Genomic DNA, 16,737 nt, shown 5'->3' with positions numbered 1-16,737 from the left:
GGGGCCGCCCGTCATTTCCCTGCAAGAACCGCCACATGCTGTGAAAAAACGGGGGATGCCATAAGCGCGCGGCACCGGGCAAAGCGGCCATCGGCATAGGCCTGAAAGTCTTCGGCCGGGTTGTCATTGGCCAGTTGGATCAGGCCCCACAATGTCCACAACAGATCGCACATCGCCTTGTAGATCACCATTCGCGCTCGATCCGCGTCCGGGGCGGGGCCGTTGAAATAGGCCATCAGCATCGCGTCGTCTTGCGCAGCATCGAACTCCGCCTCGACCGACAGATCGCCCAGATCCCACATCGGATCATTCATACCGGCATATTCCCAATCGACGATCCACATCCGCGATCCGACATCAAGGAAGTTTTCGCACAGCGGATCGCAGTGGCAAGGCACCAATGGCACAGGGGTGCGGGCCAAGGCCGCGCGCACCGCCTCGGCATCGGCGACAACGGCATGATAGCCTTGGGGCAAAGCCACATCCTTGCCCGACAACAGGCGCAGATAGTCGTCGATCATCGCGAACAACTCAAACCGGGTCGCGAACACCTGCCCCGACTGGTGCAACTGGCGCAAGGCCATCGCCGCGCGCTCAGGTGCGCCAGGGCGGTCGCGAAAGGCGTCTGGCGTCATGGTCACAGTGCCTGCGATATACCGGGTGACCATAAGACCGTTGGCCGGATCGATGTGCAGCACCTTTGGGCTGACCCCGGCACGTGCCGCCGCCTCTGCCGCGACAGCTTCGGCGGCGCGGTCGATGTAATCTGCCGTCCCCTCGCCCGGCACTCGCAAAATAGCGTCGCCCAGACGATAAACCCGGTTCGTCAACCCGCCCAAGCGTTGCGCCGGGCCGTCCCAACCGGCCAAGACCGGTATACCCGCAATCAGGCCCGCGATATCATCCTGCATACTGACCCCGTTGCCTTGTTCCCTTGTCTGAACCAAGCTAGCGGGCAAATCATCCGGGAGTCTAGCATGAGCGACGGGCAGCACGATGGCCACCTTGGCAAGGTCTATGACGCGCAGGCCCCCGAGCAGGTAGCGGCTGTCTATGACACATGGGCCGCAAGCTATGATGCTGAAATGGCTGCGGCGGGCTATCGCCACCCGTCTATTGGCTGCGCCTTGCTTTTCCGTCATGCGCCGCGCGGGGCCGGTCCGGTGCTGGATGCCGGCTGCGGAACCGGGCTGTTGGGCGACTGGCTGGGCATTCTGGGTTTTGCCCCGGTCGAGGGTCTTGATCTGTCAGCAGGCATGCTTGCCGTTGCCCGCGCCAAGGGCAGCTATGCCAGGTTGCACCAACTGGCGCTTGGCCAGCCGCTCCCCTTCGCCGATGGCCAGTTTGCCGCCGTGATTTCGACAGGTGTGTTCACAACAGGCCATGTCGGGGCCGAGGCGTTGCCGGAACTGATCCGCATTACGCATAGTGGCGGGCCGCTGGTGCTCACGGTCAAGACAACACTCTGGGCGGGCGGGTTTTCGGCTGTGCTGAACGCCACGGCGGGCATAACAGTTGTGGAAACCACCGCGCCCTATGTCTCTATGCCCGGCGAGGCGGGCACCATTCCGTCATTGGCCGTTGTGATCCGACGAGGCTAGATGCACCCGTACCCCGGCAAGGGATAATGCCGCTGCCACATCCTCTGGCGGCGGGGCATCGGTGAAAATCTCATCCAACCCCTCAAACCCGGTCACGCGGATAAAGCCGCGCCGCCCGAATTTGCTGGCGTCTGTCACGACCATCCGCCGCGCGCCGCAAGCCAGCACGGCGCGGGCAAACTCTGCCTCTTGCAGATCGAAATCCATCACCCCGCTGGCATCGACTGCCCCGGCTGAAATTATGGCGTGCTGCACCGCAAAAGCGCGGATGAACTCCAGCGCCGAGGCCCCAAGTGATGCGCCGGAATCGCCACGCAACTCGCCACCCGCCATGAACACGCGGTTGCCGTTCACCGTGGCCAGTGTGCGGGCGATGTCGGATGAGTTGGTCACCACCGTCAGCCGCCGATGACCCAGCAGCTCACGAGCAAGAAAACTGGTGGTGGTGCCGGTGTCCAGCATCAGCGAGTCGCCGTCGGCGATCTGCACCGCCATCGCCCGCGCAATCGCCTGCTTTGGCCCGGCATTTTCGCGCATGCGGCGGTGAAACGGTGCCTCGCCCATCTGGCCTGCCAGCCCCACCGCGCCATGCACCCGTACCACCGCCCCGGCGCCTGCCAGCGCCCGCACATCGCGCCGCATGGTTTCGGTGGACACGTCCAGCATATCGGCTAGCGTTGTGACAGAAAGCGGGCCCTTGCCCTCCAGCAGTTTCAGAATCGCGCCATGGCGGGGTGTCAGCATCGGGCGGCGTCCTGTGATTTGCGTGTGAATATCCGCATTAGCTTGCCCGTTTCTTTGCCAAAAGACAAACTATCGGTCATGAAAACCACACATCACCCAATTTTTCGTTGACAGCCGCCGGGGTGACGCGCGCTAATCATGAGATGATCAGAAGGCGCTGGCCCGTTTTCGCGCCCCAAGCGCCCGGACCCCGACCCACATGCCGCGCCTGCCGCGGTCCCTTTCCACAACAGGGAGAAACCGATGCGCCTGACACTCAGCCTTGCCGCCATTCTTTGCGCCACCACCGCTATTGCACAGGATTCCACCGATCCGATCAAACTCACCCTGCATGACTGGACCGGCCAGTTGATCACCACTCAGCTGATGGGTGAGGTGCTGCGCAAGGGCGGCTATAATGTTGAATATGTGCAGGCCGATTATCTGGCCCAGTTTGCCGGGCTGGAAACCGGCGATCTGCATGTCGCCATGGAAATCTGGGAAACCACCGGACGTGAGGCGATGGATGCCGCCACCGCCACCGGCAGTGTCGAAGTTTTTGGCCCCACCGGTATGCAGGCGAAAGAGGAATGGTGGTATCCGATCTACATGAAGGAAAAATGTCCCGGCCTGCCAAATTGGGAAGCGCTGAAAGAGCCCGCCTGTGCCGAGGCGTTCTCTACCCCTGAAACCGCGCCAAAGGGCCGCTATCTGGGCGGCCCCGTCACATGGGGCGGCTTTGACGAGGAACGGATTGAGGCACTCGACCTGCCGTTCGAGGTGATCCACGCAGGCACCGATGCGGCGCTGTTTGCCGAGCTGGAATCGGCCTATCAGCGACAGGCCCCGGTGCTATTGTGGATTTACGCTCCGCATTGGGCACCCGCCAAGTATGAAGGCGAATGGGTCGATTTCCCTACCTATGACGAAGCCTGCTATACCGATCCGGCGTGGGGCGGAAACCCCGATTTGGCCTATGATTGCGGCAAACCGTTTGGCGATATCTGGAAAGTTGGCTGGTCCGGTGTCAAAGACAAATGGCCCGGCGCGCATAAGGCAATTTCTGCCTTCAGCATCGACAATGACGCCATGGGCGCGATGATCACCGAGGTCGATCTGAACGGCAAAACCGTAGAGGCGGTGGTCGCTGACTGGATCGCCGCGAATGAGCCGACGTGGAGCGGTTGGGTCGCAAAGTAACCCAAGCCCCATGACGACCGGCACAGATACCCTGATCTGCCGCAATGTCTGGAAGGTGTTCGGCGCGCGAGCTGCCGAACACCTGAAAGCGGTAGATCAAGACGCGGACCGGCTGGCGGCGCTTGGTCTGGTGCCTGCCGTACGCGCGGTTGACCTGACGGTGCGGCGGGGCGAGATTTTTGTGATCATGGGCCTGTCCGGCTCTGGAAAATCAACGCTGGTGCGCTGTCTGTCACGGCTGATCGAACCGACGGCGGGGGAAATCCTGTTCAACGGCCAGAACCTGTTGACCGCCTCTGATACCGAAATGACCCAGATCCGGCGGCACAAGATGGGCATGGTGTTTCAGCACTTTGCCCTGCTGCCGCATATGACCGTTCTGGACAACGTGGCCTTTCCACTGGAAGTGCAGGGCATGGCCCGCCCCGCGCGTGAGTCGCGGGCGGCCGAGATGATCAGCCTTGTCGGTCTGTCAGGGCGCGAGGCCGCCTTTCCCCGGCAGTTGTCAGGCGGTCAGCAACAGCGTGTCGGCATCGCGCGGTCACTGGCTGCCGAGCCGGAGTTATGGTTTCTGGACGAACCATTTTCGGCGCTGGACCCGCTGATCCGGCGTGAGTTGCAGGGCGAATTCATGCGTCTGCAATCGCGGCTGCATAAAACGATTGTCTTTATCACCCATGATTTTGACGAAGCCATCCGTCTGGCCGACCGCATCGCCATCATGAAGGACGGCGCGGTGGTGCAATGCGGCACGCCCGAAGATCTGGTGCTGAATCCGGCCACTGATTACGTGCGCGAATTCACCCGTGCGGTGCCACGGGCAAAGGTGGTGCGGTTGGCCTCATTGGTCATGCCCGGCCCCGTGCCGGGCGGTATGCCAACCCTGTCTGCCCGCGCCACTGTGGCAGATGCCGGGCCATCCTTTTTGTCCGGCGCGGCGCAGGTGGGTGTGGTCGAGGATGGCCAGCCAATCGGCACAGTGCAACGTGAAGACGTGATCCGCTTGCTGCTTGGTGGAGACGCATGACCGCGGTGCCAACGATTGCCCCGCGCCCATTGGACGCGCGGCTGATCTGGGTTGTGGCGGTAGTGTTGTCGCTTGCGTTGTGGCTGTGGGGCCGGACGCTGCTTCCGATGACCTTTGACTATCCGAAGGCATGGCAAATTCCTGCCGCGCGCTGGATCGGGGCAGCGATCACATGGCTGGTCAAAGATGCCAGCCTTGGCTCGCTTGCCTTTTCCGACATCACACGCGCCTTTGCCGCACTGGTGGACAAGCCCTATCAGCTGGCGCTGGGGTTATTGGCGAATGGCGTCCAACAACAGGCTGGCGGGGTTATGGTGCAATATGTCCCGCCCATATCGTGGATCGCGATTATCGGCATTATGGCGCTTCTGGGGCTCTGGGCCGGTGGCGCGCGGTTGGCCCTGCTCATGGCGGCATGCTTTAGCTTTATCGCGGTGTTCGGCCAATGGCACAGTGCGATGGTCACGCTGGCCTCTATCCTTGTTGCCGTGCCTTTGGGCGTGGCGGGGGGGATGTTCTTTGGCATCTTGGCGTGGCGGTATCCGCGGTTTGAACGGGCCCTGCGCCCGGTGCTGGATCTGATGCAGACCATGCCGGTTTTTGCCTATCTGGTGCCCGTTCTGATCCTGTTCGGCTTTGGCCCGACGGCGGCGGTGATTGCCACGCTGATCTATGCCACCCCGCCAATGACCCGGATTACCACGCTGGCGCTGTCGCGGGTGCCCGATGAAGCGCATGATCTGGCCCGCATGACAGGCTGCACCCCGCGCCAAACTCTGTGGCGGGTGCTGATCCCCTCTGCGCGCGAGCCGCTGATGGTAGGGGTCAATCAGGTGATCATGCTGTCTCTTAACATGGTGATCATCGCGTCAATGATCGGCGCGGGCGGCCTTGGGTTTGATGTGCTGGGCGCCCTGCGGCGGCTGGATTTCGGCGCAGGGCTAGAGGCGGGGCTGGCAATCGTGGCGCTCGCGATTGCTCTGGACAGGTTGAGCCAAGCGGTGGCGCATCGCGGCACGGCTATGGCGCGGCAGGGGTCGTTGATACAGCGTCACCCATACATAGCCTCTGCCTTGGCTCTGATCGCTGTCACCGCCATCATCGGGCTGTTGATCCCGGCAGTGCAGACCTATCCGCTAAGCGCCCGCCTTTCGACCAGCCCATTCTGGGCCGCGGCGGTGCAATGGATCAACATTACCTTTTTCGACACTCTGGAGGCGGTGAAGACCTTTTTTCTTGTCTGGCTGCTGGTGCCCGTAAAGCGGTTCTTGCTTGATCTGCCATGGCTGGCCGTGGTGGCGCTTCTGGGCATCGCAGGGTGGCGTCTGGGCGGCTGGCGGCTGGCGCTGCTGACCTCGGGCCTGTCCTTTCTGATTGCAGCCACCGGGCAGTGGGAAAAGGCGATGATCACGGTATATCTGTGCGGCATCTCCACCCTGATCGCGATGGCCATTGGCCTGCCCATCGGCATTCTGGTCGCCACGCGCGACAGGCTGTGGACGGTGACCCGAGTGGTGATCGACACCGCGCAAACCCTGCCCAGCTTTGTCTATCTGATGCCGATCGTGATGCTGTTCCGGGTAGGGGATTTCACCGCGATGATCGCGGTGGTGGCCTATGCCATCGCGCCCGCCATCCGCTATACCGTCCTTGGCCTGCAATCGGTGGACCCACGACTGATAGAGGCGGGCCGGGCGATGGGCTGCACACGCTGGCAGATATTGACCCGCATCCGCCTGCGACTGGCGCTGCCCGAGATTTTGCTGGGCCTGAACCAGACCATCATGTTCGCGCTGTCGATGCTGGTGATCACCGCTTTGGTCGGCACCCGTGATCTGGGACAGGACGTGTATATCGCGCTGACAAAGGCCAATCCAGGCAATGGGTTGGTGGCGGGGCTGGCGATTGCGTTTATCGCCATCATCGCTGACCGACTGCTGTCAGCCTCTGCCCGTCGTGCGCGGGCCCGGCTGGGTTTAGAGGGGCACTCATGACCGCACCTGCACAGATCACCGCCCTGCCCTGCTGGTCCGGCACGCTATCTGCGGCACCGCTGGAGGGAGGTCTATCGAATGAAAGCTGGCTGGTGACCGATGCCGCGGGCCAGCATGTGGCCCGCTTTGGCCGCGATTTTCCCTTTCACCATGTTGATCGCGCGCGCGAGGTGGCTACAGCACGTGCCGCCCATGCGGCGGGCTTTGGCCCGGCAGTGGAATACGCCGCCCCCGGTGTCAGCGTGGTGCAGTTTATCCCGTCGCGGACGTGGACAGCGGCGGATGTGCGCGCCGCCCCTGACCGGATTGGCGCCCTGTTGCGGCGGTTCCATGACGGCATGGCGCACCACATTTCCGGCACGCCTTATATCTTCTGGCCGTTCCATGTGATCCGCGATTACGCTCGCACCATCGCGGCAGGGGGAAGCCCCTTTGCGCCCGATTTGTCGCGCTATCTGGCCCTGTCCGACAGGCTGGAGGTCGCGCAGATTCCCCTGCCGATCATCTTTGGCCACCACGATCTGTTGCCTGCCAACATTCTTGATGACGGCTCCCGCCTTTGGCTGATCGACTATGAATACGCAGGCTTCGGCACCGCGATGTTCGACCTTGCTGGCGTTGCCTCGAATGCCGGGATGATGGCCGGTGAAACCTCGGCCCTGCTGCAGGCCTATCTTGGCCAGCCGCCCGACGTCGACTTTCAGCGCGCCTTTGATGCCATGCAATGCGCCAGCCTGCTACGCGAAGCGATGTGGGCCATGGTGTCAGACATTCACCTTGCCGCCCCCGGCTCGGATTACCGCAGTTATGCGCGCGATAACCTGATGCGGCTTGAGGCTGCGTTGAATCAGTTCACCCAAACACACGGAACGCTTTGACATGACCCTTCCAGCGGCAACTCAGATCATTGTTATCGGTGGTGGCATCATCGGTTGTTCCACCGCCTATCATCTTGCCCGCGACCACAACGCCGATGTGCTGCTGCTAGAGCAGGGCAAGATCACTTCTGGCTCCACTTGGCACGCAGCGGGGCTGGTGGGACAGTTGCGATCTTCGGCCAGTATCACAAAGGTGCTGAAATACTCGGTCGATCTGTATAAAGGGCTGGCGGCAGAGACGGGGCTGGATACCGGGTGGAAGATGACCGGTTGTCTGCGGCTTGCCACCACGCAGGATCGCTGGACCGAGTATCGGCGGCTTGCGACAACGGCGGGTAGTTTCGGCATGGAAATGCACCTGATCTCGCCTGAGGAGGTCAAGCGGATGTGGCCCTTGATGGACACATCAGACCTGATCGGCGCAAGCTGGTTGCCCACCGATGGGCAAGCCAGCCCGTCCGACATCACCCAATGCCTTGCGAAGGGCGCGCGGATGCATGGAGCGCGGATTGTCGAAGGGGTGACAGTGACGGGCTTTGTGATGGACGGCCTCCGCATCACCCATGTCGAAACCGATCAGGGCGTGATCGCCTGTGACAAGGTGGTGAACTGCGGCGGCATGTGGGCGCGCCAGATCGGCGCGATGGCGGGGGTGGCGGTGCCGCTGCATCCGGTCAAGCATCAGTATATCATCACCGAGAAAATCGACGGCCTTTCCCCTGACGCGCCCACCCTGCGCGACCCCGACCGACGCACCTATTTCAAGGAAGAAGTCGGCGGGCTGGTGATGGGCGGCTATGAGCCTAATCCGCAGGGCTGGGTCACCGGGGACATTCCGCCCAATTGGGAATTCCGGCTGTTTGACGATGATTTTGACCATTTCGGCCAACATCTGGAACAGGCCATGGCCCGTATTCCGGCGCTGGAAACAACCGGCGTCAAGCAAATGATCAACGGGGCCGAAAGCTTTACCCCCGATGGCAATTTCATCCTTGGTCCGGCACCAGAGTGTGCGAACATGTTTGTAGGCGCAGGGTTCAACGCCTTTGGCATTGCCAGTGGTGGCGGCGCGGGCTGGGTGCTGGCGGAATGGGTTATGCGGGGCGAGGCACCGCTTGACCTGTGGGCCGTGGATATCCGGCGCTTTTCCGACATGCACCGCAACCGCGACTGGGTCGCCACGCGCACGCTGGAGGCATATGGCAAGCACTACACCGTCGCCTTCCCGCATGAGGAATACGATTCTGGCCGGCCACTGATCGTCTCGCCGCTGTATGATCGGTTAAAGGCACATCGGGCCGTGTTCGGGTCGAAGCTGGGATGGGAGCGCCCGAACTGGTTTGCGCCTGAAGGGGTAGAGGCGGGCGATGTGTATTCTATGGGTCGCCAGAACTGGTTTGACCATGTCGGCGAGGAACACGACCATGTGCGAAACCACGCCGGGCTGTTCGACCAATCCAGCTTTGCCAAGTATGAGCTTTCCGGCCCAAAGGCGGCCGAGGCTCTTGAGGCGATTTGCGCGAACCGGGTGGCACGGGATGTGGGGCGGCTGACCTATACCCAGCTTTTGAACACGCGCGGCGGAATCGAGGCGGATCTGACCGTCGCCCGCATGGCGGATCATCTGTTCTACATCGTCACCGGCACCGGCTTTCGCACCCATGATTTCGCGTGGATCGCCGACCACCTGCCCGGTGATGGCGTGCATTTGCGTGATGTGACCGAAGACTGGGGCACGCTGTCGCTGATGGGGCCACGGGCGCGCGATATTCTGGCCTGTGTCACCGCAGATGATGTCAGCAACGCCGCTTTCCCGTTTGGCCATGCCCGACAGATCACTATCGCAGGCGCACAAGTGCGGGCGTTGCGGGTCACTTATGTAGGTGAACTCGGGTGGGAACTGCACATCCCGCTGTCGCAGACGGGGGCAGTGTTTGATGCGCTGATGGCGGCAGATCCGGCCCTGCGGCCAGTGGGCTACCGTGCGCTGGAATCTTTGCGGCTGGAAAAGGGCTATCGCGCCTGGTCATCAGACATTACGCCAAACGACACTCCGTTCGAGGCTGGGCTGGGCTGGGCTGTCAAAATGAAGGGCGACACGCCGTTTATTGGCCGCGCGGCATTGGAGCAGGTGGCCAACCAACCGCTGAAAAAGCGACTGGTCGGGTTTACTGTTTCAGACTCCGCTGCGGTTCTGCTTGGTCGTGAGACAATATTGCGCAACGGCGAATCCGTCGGATATCTGACATCCGGCGGCTATGGCTTTACCGTCGGCAACAATGTTGGGTTTGGCTATGTCAGGCATGACAACGGGGTGTCAGACGACTGGCTGACACCAGGACAATATGCGCTGATCATCGCGGGCGACGCGCACCCGGCAAAGCTTTGCTTGCGCCCGCTTTATGACCCCGATGGCCTGCGCATCCGCGCCTGACTGTAAAACCTTTGCTTGTACCCAAGGCCGGGCCAAGGTGACCTTTTTCCGCAGACTGGAACACGCACCACCAAGGATCAGCGCGCGCGCAAGCCGTCCAGATGGGCGATCAGGCGCGCCTCGGTCTGATCATCCCAGCCATCCGGCGCCAATGCTGCGGCCCAGGCCGGAATGTAGTGGCGCGCAATATAGTCATGACCAAAACCCGGATCTCCCAAAGCGACAGCCATATCCATGCCGACCTGCAACAGCGTAACCACGGGCACCCATTGCATCTTTGGCGACACATCCGGCGCACGAATACCTGTCAACCAGTCTGGCCTGCGCCACGCCAGCGACCAGTCAAAGAACACGATCGGATCACTGCCATATTGCAGAAAAACCAGCCGCATATCGCCCCAATCCGTCTGGAATGCATCAAACCTCGCCCCTTGATTGCCAGTGCGAATCAAAGATCCATTGCCAAAGCGCGGCTTCCACGCAGGGCTGTCGGGCTGACGTCGGTTTACAACCATGTTCCAGAAATCGCTCAGAAACGGTGACCCCGCCCACATCGCGCCCTGTATCGGATCGCCCAGCACATCCAGCAGCGGCACCGTTTCTTGCGATAGAAAAGCCCCCAACGACAGGCCATGCAGATACAGCCTTGGTCGCGCATCACGCGGCAGTGCTGTCCAATGGGCATAGACCAGATCAAACATCGCCTGCGCCTCGGCCAGACCATGTCTCGGATCAACCACGACCGAGACGGGGCTGGCCAAATAGCTGTATTGCACGGCAACAGTGGCCACATCCCCGCGTGCGATGAATTCAAGGCTGTTCATCGCCCCCGGATCAAGCCAGCCAGACCCTGTTGGCATGGCTATGACCAGCACCTTGCGGTCGAACCCACCAACCCGACGCAGTTCTTCAAAGGCAAGCGCCGCGCGCGCTGCTGGCCCATAGGCGGCGTTCAGGCCGACATAGACCCGGATAGGGTCTGGCGCAGGCGCCCCCCAAAACGCAGCAATGGCTGCGCCGTCTGGTCCCGAAGTCACATAGTTGCGTCCCCAGCGGCCAAGATCCTCCCACGCGACAAGGGACGCCGCACTGCCGGTTTTCAGATACCCCGCCGGAATTTCCATGTCTGGCGGAATGATCGCATCTGCCGCCCGCGACGCGGAGTCGATCAGCCGAAGCGATGCGCGCAGCAAAACTCCGTTGATCAGCATTGAAAAGATGGCAAGTGCAGCCAACAAACCAAGCAGATTGGCAAGTTTCGGTGCGAGAAAGGATTTGCTTTTATGGCTCCACCGCGTGGAAATCAGCCAGAACATCCGGCCAAAGACCAAAAGCACCAGAAAGACTGCCGCCGAAAGTGCCAGCACTGTAAACGGCGCCCATGTGTCAACTGCAGGCAAGCCCCAAGCACTGCGGATTGAATTTTGCCAATCGGTACTTAGCCAAAGGCAAATTGCTGTGGCAACCGTTGTGACGCCTAGCGCGGTAATGGCGATAAGTCGCGCGGATCGTCCAGACAGCAGCCGCACTTCAAGCCAATTGGCCAACAGACCCATCAAGAACCAGATGCCATAGCCAACGCCAAAGACGGCACCGCCAAGCGCGCCCTGCACCAAAGGCTCTCTTGGCACCAACGAAGGCGTCAGCGCGAAGCAAAAACAGATGGCACCAAGCACAATACCACCAGCACTTAAGCGGCGCCAAAGCACAGGCGCCGGAAGGTTGGATTGTATGCTTACGTGACCGTCCTGAAACGCCATGGCCTGACCCCATCTGACAAAGACCGCAGGCAAGGTGTTCGATCAACACTGGAAACACCACCCACAATCTGACGATGACGGCCAGTTTCCCGAACATTCGCCGCTTCACAACCACCTCACTCCAGCAACAGGGCCAAACACGGGTAGCGCAGCAGCTTTTATCATCCCAGTGCTTGCAACGGTTGTAGCGGGTCTTCGGCAGGCCATACTTCCTCGAGGCATCACGCCTCCGCAAGCCAGAACAACGGCTCATCGTTCGGTCGGTTTTGGATGGCTAAGTCATACCGAAGGGACCAAACCAACGGGCCTTGACACGCACTTAGACTCCAAATCGCAGACTGAGTGCGACCGACAATGCTTTAAGCGACAGATTGGCGGTGGCAGCGTTTAATCCGGCTGATAACCGCTGATCAACTGATGCAGCCCGAACAAGGCACCCACGATGATTGCGGCCAAAGTGACCGGGCCAGACCATGCCAGCGCGGCAAAGGCAGAAACACCCTGCCCGACGGAACATCCCATCGCGACCACGCCACCAATGCCCATCAGGACCGCGCCGCCGACCTGACGGCCCAGTTCGCGCGGGTCTTCGCAGGCCTCCCATCGGAACAACCCGCGCACGGTCGATCCGATCAACGCCCCGGCCATGACGCCCACGACCGCGCCAACCGAAAAGGTGATCCCGCCAGCCGTCGAGGTCATCAAAAAGATCAGCGTGCGCCCGACGGGGGCGGTAAAGGACAGACCTTCCACTTCAATCGCGCCAAGGCTGTATTCGCTGACCCATGTTGTGGCTGCAAAGCACCAGACAACCGCCAATCCGGCGGCCACCCCCCAAAACAAACTACGCGGCGCGGCGCGCATCGGCGGATAGGACAAAGCCCAGATCAAACACCCAACGCCAATGGCGACAATGATCACCGCTGCAGGCAGGCCGGTCAACAGGCCGACATCATGCACAATGCCTTGCGGACCTGTTGCATCGGGTTGCGGAAACAACAGGATACGTGCCGGGGCCAGTGGACCTGACAGCGCGACAAAGCCGAAAATTCCCATCACCACAACCACGACCAGCGACCGCAGATCGCCCCCGCCGAACCGCACTAGCGCACCAAAGCCACAGTTGCCAGCCATCGCCATGCCATAGCCGAAAACCAATCCGCCAAAGATCGATCCAAGCGGGTTCCAGACGATCGAATGATAGAACGTGCCGCCCAGATCGACCCAACCAGCAAGTGCGCCAAGCTGTGTGCCCAGAATGGCGATGCCAAGCACGATCCCCCACAGCCGCAGGCGCATCTGGTCTTTGCCGTAAACAGCGGCCTCCAGTGCCCCGAGGGTGCAGAAATCACCCAAGCGCGCCGCCAGCCCCAGCACCGTTCCGCCAACCAGCCCGACAAGGGCCGCCAGCAAGCCATATGGAAGCGTTTCCATGGCATCCTCCCTTTTCAGCCGCGCGCGGCACAACCTGCGCGGAATAGCTTTTATCCGGTCTTACGCCGGCTTGCAGAACAGTTTTGCCAACACCCCGATCACGTCGGAGACCCGACTGTCCAGAATGGAATAGAAAATTGCCTGCCCTTCGCGCCGGGCACTGACCAACCCTTCAAGCCGCAATCTGGCAAGTTGCTGGCTGACCACAGCCTGTCGCGCCGATAGCAGGTTTTCAAGTTCGGTCACGCTCTTGGGGCCACTTTGCAGATGGCAAAGGATGAGCAGCCGCCCGTCGTGGCCAAGAGCCTTGAGAAAGGTTGCTGCATCGTTTGCATTTGAAACCAGCCCCTCAAGATCCAGAGGCGCATTCTGATCTGACTGATCCATTTCGCCCAGTGGCATTGTCTTGGTGACCTTTCCCGCCCCTTCATGCCGTGGGACAGCGGTCGGGGCAATCAAAACCCGCCATTGTCGCGTATTTGCCAAAGGAAAGATGTCAGATCGCGTCATTCCTTGGCATCAACAGCTGCATCATCGCCCGCGTCCAGGATCAGGCGCGCCAGCAATGGCCAAAAGAAATCTTCGCCCGGGTAGCCTTCGATCCGGCCAGTTTCGGCACCGTCGTGCAGCAAAACAAAGGTCGGGGTAAAGGCTGGGGGCCGCTGCAACATGATGTCTTCGGGCACCACGTCACGCAAATGCATCCTGCTCAGCGGCGCGGCTTTGCCTTCATCGGTCAACGGGTATTGTGGTGCAATTTCGACATCCCATTTGGCGCAGTAGATGCAGCCAGGCTGCTCAAACATCAGCAAGCGCAGCTCTGCCGCTGCGGCTGGGTGCACCATCGCAGCGGCAAACAGGGCCACCAATCCGTCAAAGACACGCCCCATGTTGACAGCCTCATGTTAACATAGAAATATGCTAATATATTTGCCATCACAGGGCAAGGTCGCTTAGGCGCATGGGGGGGAGATGCTGGATATCAGCTACACCGGGGCGGCGATCGCCGGGCTCTTGTCCTTTCTGTCGCCATGCATTTTACCAATGGTGCCGTTCTACCTCTCCTATATGGCCGGGCTGTCGGTGCGCGAATTGCGCGACGGTGATACGATTGCCCCCGGCGCACAACGGCGACTTGTGGTGCAGGCTTTGGCCTTTGCTTTTGGCGTCACCACCATTTTTGTGATGCTGGGACTGGGGGCCACCGCGCTTGGGCGTGTGTTTTTGCAATGGCGCGAAACCCTGTCCTGGGTGGCGGGCGGCGTGCTGATCCTATTCGGGCTGCACTTCCTTGGCATCCTGAAAATCGGCCTGTTCTACCGCGAAGCGCGTGTGCAGTCCGATGCCAAACCCACCACCCTGATCGGTGCCTATGTCATGGGTCTTGCCTTTGGCTTTGGCTGGACGCCTTGCGTTGGGCCCGCCCTTGCCGCGATCCTGATGGTGGCCAGCGGCATGGGCGATTTGTGGCGCGGCGGCCTCCTTTTGCTGGTGTACGGCCTGTCGATGACCCTGCCATTTGTCATCGCCGCGCTGTTTGCCGGCCCGTTCCTTGGCTGGGTCGCGCGGCACCGCGCCATGATGGGCCATGTGGAAAAGGTGATGGGCGTCATGCTGATCGCCTTTGGTATCCTGATCGCCACCAACTCCGTCAACCTGATCGCCGACTGGATGATCCGCAATTTCGACTGGTCCGCGACTCTGAAATGAAAGGACAACAGATGTTCCGCGCCGCCCTGACTGCGTTTTTGATCTCTGCCCTGCCGCTCTGCGCCGCGGAACTGGGCGATGACGGGCTGCACAAACCCGAATGGCTGCGCGAAACCTTCAAGGATTTGTCCGATGATCTGGCCGAAGCAAACAGCGAAGGCAAACGACTGCTGTTACTGGTCGAACAACGTGGCTGCATTTACTGCACCAGGATGCACGAAAAGGTCTATCCAGACGCTGCTGTTGCGGCACTGTTGAATGACCATTACTTCGTCGTTCAGATCAACCTGTTTGGCGATGTAGATGTAACCGATTTCGACGGCACCATGCTGTCCGAAAAGGATATGGCCGTGCGTTGGGGCGTAATGTTCACCCCCACGATGATCTTCCTGCCCGAGGCCGTGCAGCCAGGAGCGACAGCCGCCGAAGCAGCGGTCGCACTGATGCCAGGCGCGTTTGAAACGGGCACGACCCAGGCGCTTTTGACATGGGTTCGTGACCACGGTTACGACTCAGGCGAGCACTTCCAGAAATACCTTTCATCACGGATCAACCTTGATAACGCCCCATAAGGCGTTGAGATAAAAGGATGTATATGAATATTCAAGGATACATATATTCCTATTGCACACAAAGGCATGCCGGGGTTATCGTAAGTCCAGGGAGAGATCTGGGAGGATCGCAATGACACGCCAATTCTGGCTGGCCACAGCCGCCATGCTGTGCATCACATCACCAGTCGCCAGCGAAACCGCCCCATCGGCAGTGACTTATGTTGACGGTGCGATCGACGTTTCACTGACCGGCAGCCCCGGCGATGCAGCGGCGGGCAAAAAGGTGATGACCACTGCATCTTTGGGCAACTGTGTTGCCTGTCATCAAATTGGCACCATTCCCGAAGCGGATTTTCAGGGTGACATCGCCCCGCCGCTGGACGGTGTGGCAGACCGCTATTCTGAAGCCGAGCTGCGCGGCCTTGTCGCCAATGCAAAGATGACGTTCGAAGACAGCTTCATGCCTGCGTTCTACAAAACCGAAGGTTTTACCCGTCCGGGTGCAGCCTATAGCGGCAAGGCCCCGACCGAGGATTTGCCACCCATTCTGACAGCCCAACAAATCGAAGATGTCGTGGCCTATCTGATCACGATGACTGAGTGACCCGGCTGCGCGACCAGAGGAGATGACCATGAAACTTTCCAGACGAGACGCCCTTTGGGCAGGCCTAGGCGGCATCGCGACCGCAACACTGGCCAACCCGCTTTTCGCGAAGACGGTTGAAGAACTCAGCGCCGACTTCACCGGAGGCGCGGTGCCGGGCACCGGCGGTATCACCATCACTGCCCCGGAAATCGCGGAAAACGGCAACACGGTTCCGGTTTCTGTCAATGCGCCCGGCGCTGTGGCCATCATGCTGCTGGCGGCAGGCAACCCGACCCCGGCTGTGGCCACCTTTGCCTTTGGTCCAGCCGCTGGCAGCCAGATGGCCGCCACCCGCATCCGGCTTGCGACGACGCAGGATGTCATTGCCTTGGCCAAGATGGCCGACGGCAGCATCGTTCAGGCGGTCGCCACCGTCAAAGTCACCATCGGCGGCTGCGGCGGCTGAGTTCAGGAATAGGAGAAATATCATGGCAGAAGACGCAAAACCCCGCGTGAAAGTTCCGAAATCAGCCAAAGTTGGCGAGGTGGTCAACATCAAGGCGCTGATCAGCCACAAGATGGAATCCGGTCAGCGCAAAGACGCTGCCGGAGAATTGATCCCGCGCTCGATCATCAATCGTTTCACCTGCGATCTGGGTGGCGTGAATGTTATCGACGTGGAGATTGAACCGGCTGTGTCGACCAACCCCTACTTTGAGTTTGACGCAAAAATGGCGGACTCGGGCGAAATCAAGTTCACTTGGTATGATGACGACGGCTCGGTCTACGAAGACGTCAAAACCATCGAACTCGTCTGATTGCGGCAAATGTTTAAG

At 60.6% G+C, this 16,737-nt stretch carries 17 protein-coding genes; 11 read left to right on the top strand and 6 right to left on the bottom strand.

The window, feature by feature from the left end; translation table 11 throughout:
• Positions 1 to 11: 11 nt before the first annotated feature.
• Positions 12 to 911, bottom strand: a complete 900-nt coding sequence (locus Q8K08_RS10180) for a choline/ethanolamine kinase family protein (RefSeq protein WP_304803352.1) — start codon at positions 909 to 911, stop codon at positions 12 to 14.
• A 66-nt stretch (positions 912 to 977) separates the two neighbouring features.
• On the opposite strand from Q8K08_RS10180, the gene Q8K08_RS10175 reads away from it, so the two are divergent.
• Positions 978 to 1,601, top strand: a complete 624-nt coding sequence (locus Q8K08_RS10175) for a class I SAM-dependent methyltransferase (protein ID WP_305249988.1) — start codon at positions 978 to 980, stop codon at positions 1,599 to 1,601.
• On the opposite strand, the gene Q8K08_RS10170 is transcribed toward Q8K08_RS10175, so the two are convergent.
• Complete coding sequence (locus tag Q8K08_RS10170; RefSeq protein WP_305249987.1) at positions 1,572 to 2,345, bottom strand: DeoR/GlpR family DNA-binding transcription regulator; 774 nt, start codon at positions 2,343 to 2,345, stop codon at positions 1,572 to 1,574. The genes Q8K08_RS10175 and Q8K08_RS10170 overlap by 30 nt on opposite strands.
• Positions 2,346 to 2,588: 243 nt before the next feature.
• On the opposite strand from Q8K08_RS10170, the gene Q8K08_RS10165 reads away from it, so the two are divergent.
• From Q8K08_RS10165 to Q8K08_RS10145, 5 genes are read left to right on the top strand one after another with little or no spacing between them, the layout of a single operon-like run.
• Positions 2,589 to 3,524: an ABC transporter substrate-binding protein gene (locus Q8K08_RS10165; protein ID WP_304803359.1), complete on the top strand. Its 936-nt coding sequence runs from the start codon at positions 2,589 to 2,591 to the stop codon at positions 3,522 to 3,524.
• 10 nt (positions 3,525 to 3,534) lie between these two features.
• Positions 3,535 to 4,551 carry a glycine betaine/L-proline ABC transporter ATP-binding protein gene (locus Q8K08_RS10160; protein ID WP_304803361.1) on the top strand — a complete coding sequence of 339 codons (1,017 nt, stop codon included), beginning with the start codon at positions 3,535 to 3,537 and terminating at the stop codon, positions 4,549 to 4,551.
• Positions 4,548 to 6,545, top strand: a complete 1,998-nt coding sequence (locus Q8K08_RS10155) for a proline/glycine betaine ABC transporter permease (protein ID WP_304803363.1) — start codon at positions 4,548 to 4,550, stop codon at positions 6,543 to 6,545. Before Q8K08_RS10160 ends, Q8K08_RS10155 begins: the two co-directional genes overlap by 4 nt.
• A complete protein-coding gene (locus Q8K08_RS10150) occupies positions 6,542 to 7,423 on the top strand; it encodes a phosphotransferase (RefSeq protein ID WP_305249986.1) in 882 nt (293 codons plus the stop codon). The genes Q8K08_RS10155 and Q8K08_RS10150 overlap by 4 nt, the downstream gene beginning before the upstream one ends.
• 1 nt (position 7,424) lies before the next feature.
• Entirely contained in the window at positions 7,425 to 9,857 is a 2,433-nt protein-coding gene (locus tag Q8K08_RS10145; protein ID WP_305249985.1) for an FAD-dependent oxidoreductase, read from the top strand.
• A 77-nt stretch (positions 9,858 to 9,934) separates the two neighbouring features.
• Here the strand turns inward: Q8K08_RS10145 and Q8K08_RS10140 are convergent, their stop codons facing one another.
• The 4 genes from Q8K08_RS10140 to Q8K08_RS10125 form a co-directional block, all read right to left on the bottom strand.
• The gene (locus Q8K08_RS10140; RefSeq protein ID WP_305249984.1) at positions 9,935 to 11,617 is read right to left on the bottom strand and encodes an alpha/beta-hydrolase family protein; all 1,683 of its coding nucleotides are present in this window, start codon (positions 11,615 to 11,617) and stop codon (positions 9,935 to 9,937) included.
• A gap of 387 nt (positions 11,618 to 12,004) precedes the next feature.
• Positions 12,005 to 13,051 (bottom strand): YeeE/YedE family protein, encoded by a 1,047-nt coding sequence (locus tag Q8K08_RS10135; RefSeq protein WP_304801451.1) that lies wholly within the window; start codon positions 13,049 to 13,051, stop codon positions 12,005 to 12,007.
• A gap of 60 nt (positions 13,052 to 13,111) precedes the next feature.
• Positions 13,112 to 13,453 (bottom strand): helix-turn-helix transcriptional regulator, encoded by a 342-nt coding sequence (locus tag Q8K08_RS10130; RefSeq protein WP_304801449.1) that lies wholly within the window; start codon positions 13,451 to 13,453, stop codon positions 13,112 to 13,114.
• Between the two features lie 104 nt (positions 13,454 to 13,557).
• Positions 13,558 to 13,941, bottom strand: a complete 384-nt coding sequence (locus Q8K08_RS10125) for a thioredoxin family protein (RefSeq protein ID WP_304801447.1) — start codon at positions 13,939 to 13,941, stop codon at positions 13,558 to 13,560.
• A gap of 82 nt (positions 13,942 to 14,023) precedes the next feature.
• Between Q8K08_RS10125 and Q8K08_RS10120 the strand changes: the two genes are divergently transcribed.
• The 5 genes from Q8K08_RS10120 (at position 14,024) to soxZ (ending at position 16,719) form a co-directional block, all read left to right on the top strand.
• On the top strand, positions 14,024 to 14,761 hold the full coding sequence (locus Q8K08_RS10120) for a cytochrome c biogenesis CcdA family protein (RefSeq protein ID WP_304801445.1): 738 nt from the start codon (positions 14,024 to 14,026) through the stop codon (positions 14,759 to 14,761).
• An 11-nt stretch (positions 14,762 to 14,772) separates the two neighbouring features.
• Positions 14,773 to 15,333 carry a thioredoxin family protein gene (locus Q8K08_RS10115; protein ID WP_304801443.1) on the top strand — a complete coding sequence of 187 codons (561 nt, stop codon included), beginning with the start codon at positions 14,773 to 14,775 and terminating at the stop codon, positions 15,331 to 15,333.
• A gap of 112 nt (positions 15,334 to 15,445) precedes the next feature.
• On the top strand, positions 15,446 to 15,919 hold the full coding sequence (gene soxX / locus Q8K08_RS10110; protein WP_305249983.1) for a sulfur oxidation c-type cytochrome SoxX: 474 nt from the start codon (positions 15,446 to 15,448) through the stop codon (positions 15,917 to 15,919).
• A 28-nt stretch (positions 15,920 to 15,947) separates the two neighbouring features.
• Positions 15,948 to 16,367 carry a thiosulfate oxidation carrier protein SoxY gene (gene soxY, locus Q8K08_RS10105; RefSeq protein WP_304801437.1) on the top strand — a complete coding sequence of 140 codons (420 nt, stop codon included), beginning with the start codon at positions 15,948 to 15,950 and terminating at the stop codon, positions 16,365 to 16,367.
• Positions 16,368 to 16,389: 22 nt separating this feature from the next.
• On the top strand, positions 16,390 to 16,719 hold the full coding sequence (soxZ, locus tag Q8K08_RS10100; protein WP_304801435.1) for a thiosulfate oxidation carrier complex protein SoxZ: 330 nt from the start codon (positions 16,390 to 16,392) through the stop codon (positions 16,717 to 16,719).
• Positions 16,720 to 16,737: the final 18 nt, after the last annotated feature.

It is taken from the genome of Pseudotabrizicola sp. (assembly GCF_030684215.1).
Lineage (GTDB): Bacteria > Pseudomonadota > Alphaproteobacteria > Rhodobacterales > Rhodobacteraceae > Pseudotabrizicola.
The sequence above is the reverse complement of the archived record's forward strand: the minus strand, read 5'-3'. Positions and strand labels throughout refer to the sequence as shown.

Bases quoted from the DNA above. Each gene is read 5' to 3' on its own strand.
- Q8K08_RS10180 (WP_304803352.1), bottom strand. From the start codon at position 911: ATGCAGGATGATATCGCGGGCCTGATTGCGGGTATACCGGTCTTGGCC.
- Q8K08_RS10175 (WP_305249988.1), top strand. From the start codon at position 978: ATGAGCGACGGGCAGCACGATGGCCACCTTGGCAAGGTCTATGACGCG.
- Q8K08_RS10170 (WP_305249987.1), bottom strand. From the start codon at position 2,345: ATGCTGACACCCCGCCATGGCGCGATTCTGAAACTGCTGGAGGGCAAG.
- Q8K08_RS10165 (WP_304803359.1), top strand. From the start codon at position 2,589: ATGCGCCTGACACTCAGCCTTGCCGCCATTCTTTGCGCCACCACCGCT.
- Q8K08_RS10160 (WP_304803361.1), top strand. From the start codon at position 3,535: ATGACGACCGGCACAGATACCCTGATCTGCCGCAATGTCTGGAAGGTG.
- Q8K08_RS10155 (WP_304803363.1), top strand. From the start codon at position 4,548: ATGACCGCGGTGCCAACGATTGCCCCGCGCCCATTGGACGCGCGGCTG.
- Q8K08_RS10150 (WP_305249986.1), top strand. From the start codon at position 6,542: ATGACCGCACCTGCACAGATCACCGCCCTGCCCTGCTGGTCCGGCACG.
- Q8K08_RS10145 (WP_305249985.1), top strand. From the start codon at position 7,425: ATGACCCTTCCAGCGGCAACTCAGATCATTGTTATCGGTGGTGGCATC.
- Q8K08_RS10140 (WP_305249984.1), bottom strand. From the start codon at position 11,617: ATGGCGTTTCAGGACGGTCACGTAAGCATACAATCCAACCTTCCGGCG.
- Q8K08_RS10135 (WP_304801451.1), bottom strand. From the start codon at position 13,051: ATGGAAACGCTTCCATATGGCTTGCTGGCGGCCCTTGTCGGGCTGGTT.
- Q8K08_RS10130 (WP_304801449.1), bottom strand. From the start codon at position 13,453: ATGCCACTGGGCGAAATGGATCAGTCAGATCAGAATGCGCCTCTGGAT.
- Q8K08_RS10125 (WP_304801447.1), bottom strand. From the start codon at position 13,941: ATGGGGCGTGTCTTTGACGGATTGGTGGCCCTGTTTGCCGCTGCGATG.
- Q8K08_RS10120 (WP_304801445.1), top strand. From the start codon at position 14,024: ATGCTGGATATCAGCTACACCGGGGCGGCGATCGCCGGGCTCTTGTCC.
- Q8K08_RS10115 (WP_304801443.1), top strand. From the start codon at position 14,773: ATGTTCCGCGCCGCCCTGACTGCGTTTTTGATCTCTGCCCTGCCGCTC.
- soxX (WP_305249983.1), top strand. From the start codon at position 15,446: ATGACACGCCAATTCTGGCTGGCCACAGCCGCCATGCTGTGCATCACA.
- soxY (WP_304801437.1), top strand. From the start codon at position 15,948: ATGAAACTTTCCAGACGAGACGCCCTTTGGGCAGGCCTAGGCGGCATC.
- soxZ (WP_304801435.1), top strand. From the start codon at position 16,390: ATGGCAGAAGACGCAAAACCCCGCGTGAAAGTTCCGAAATCAGCCAAA.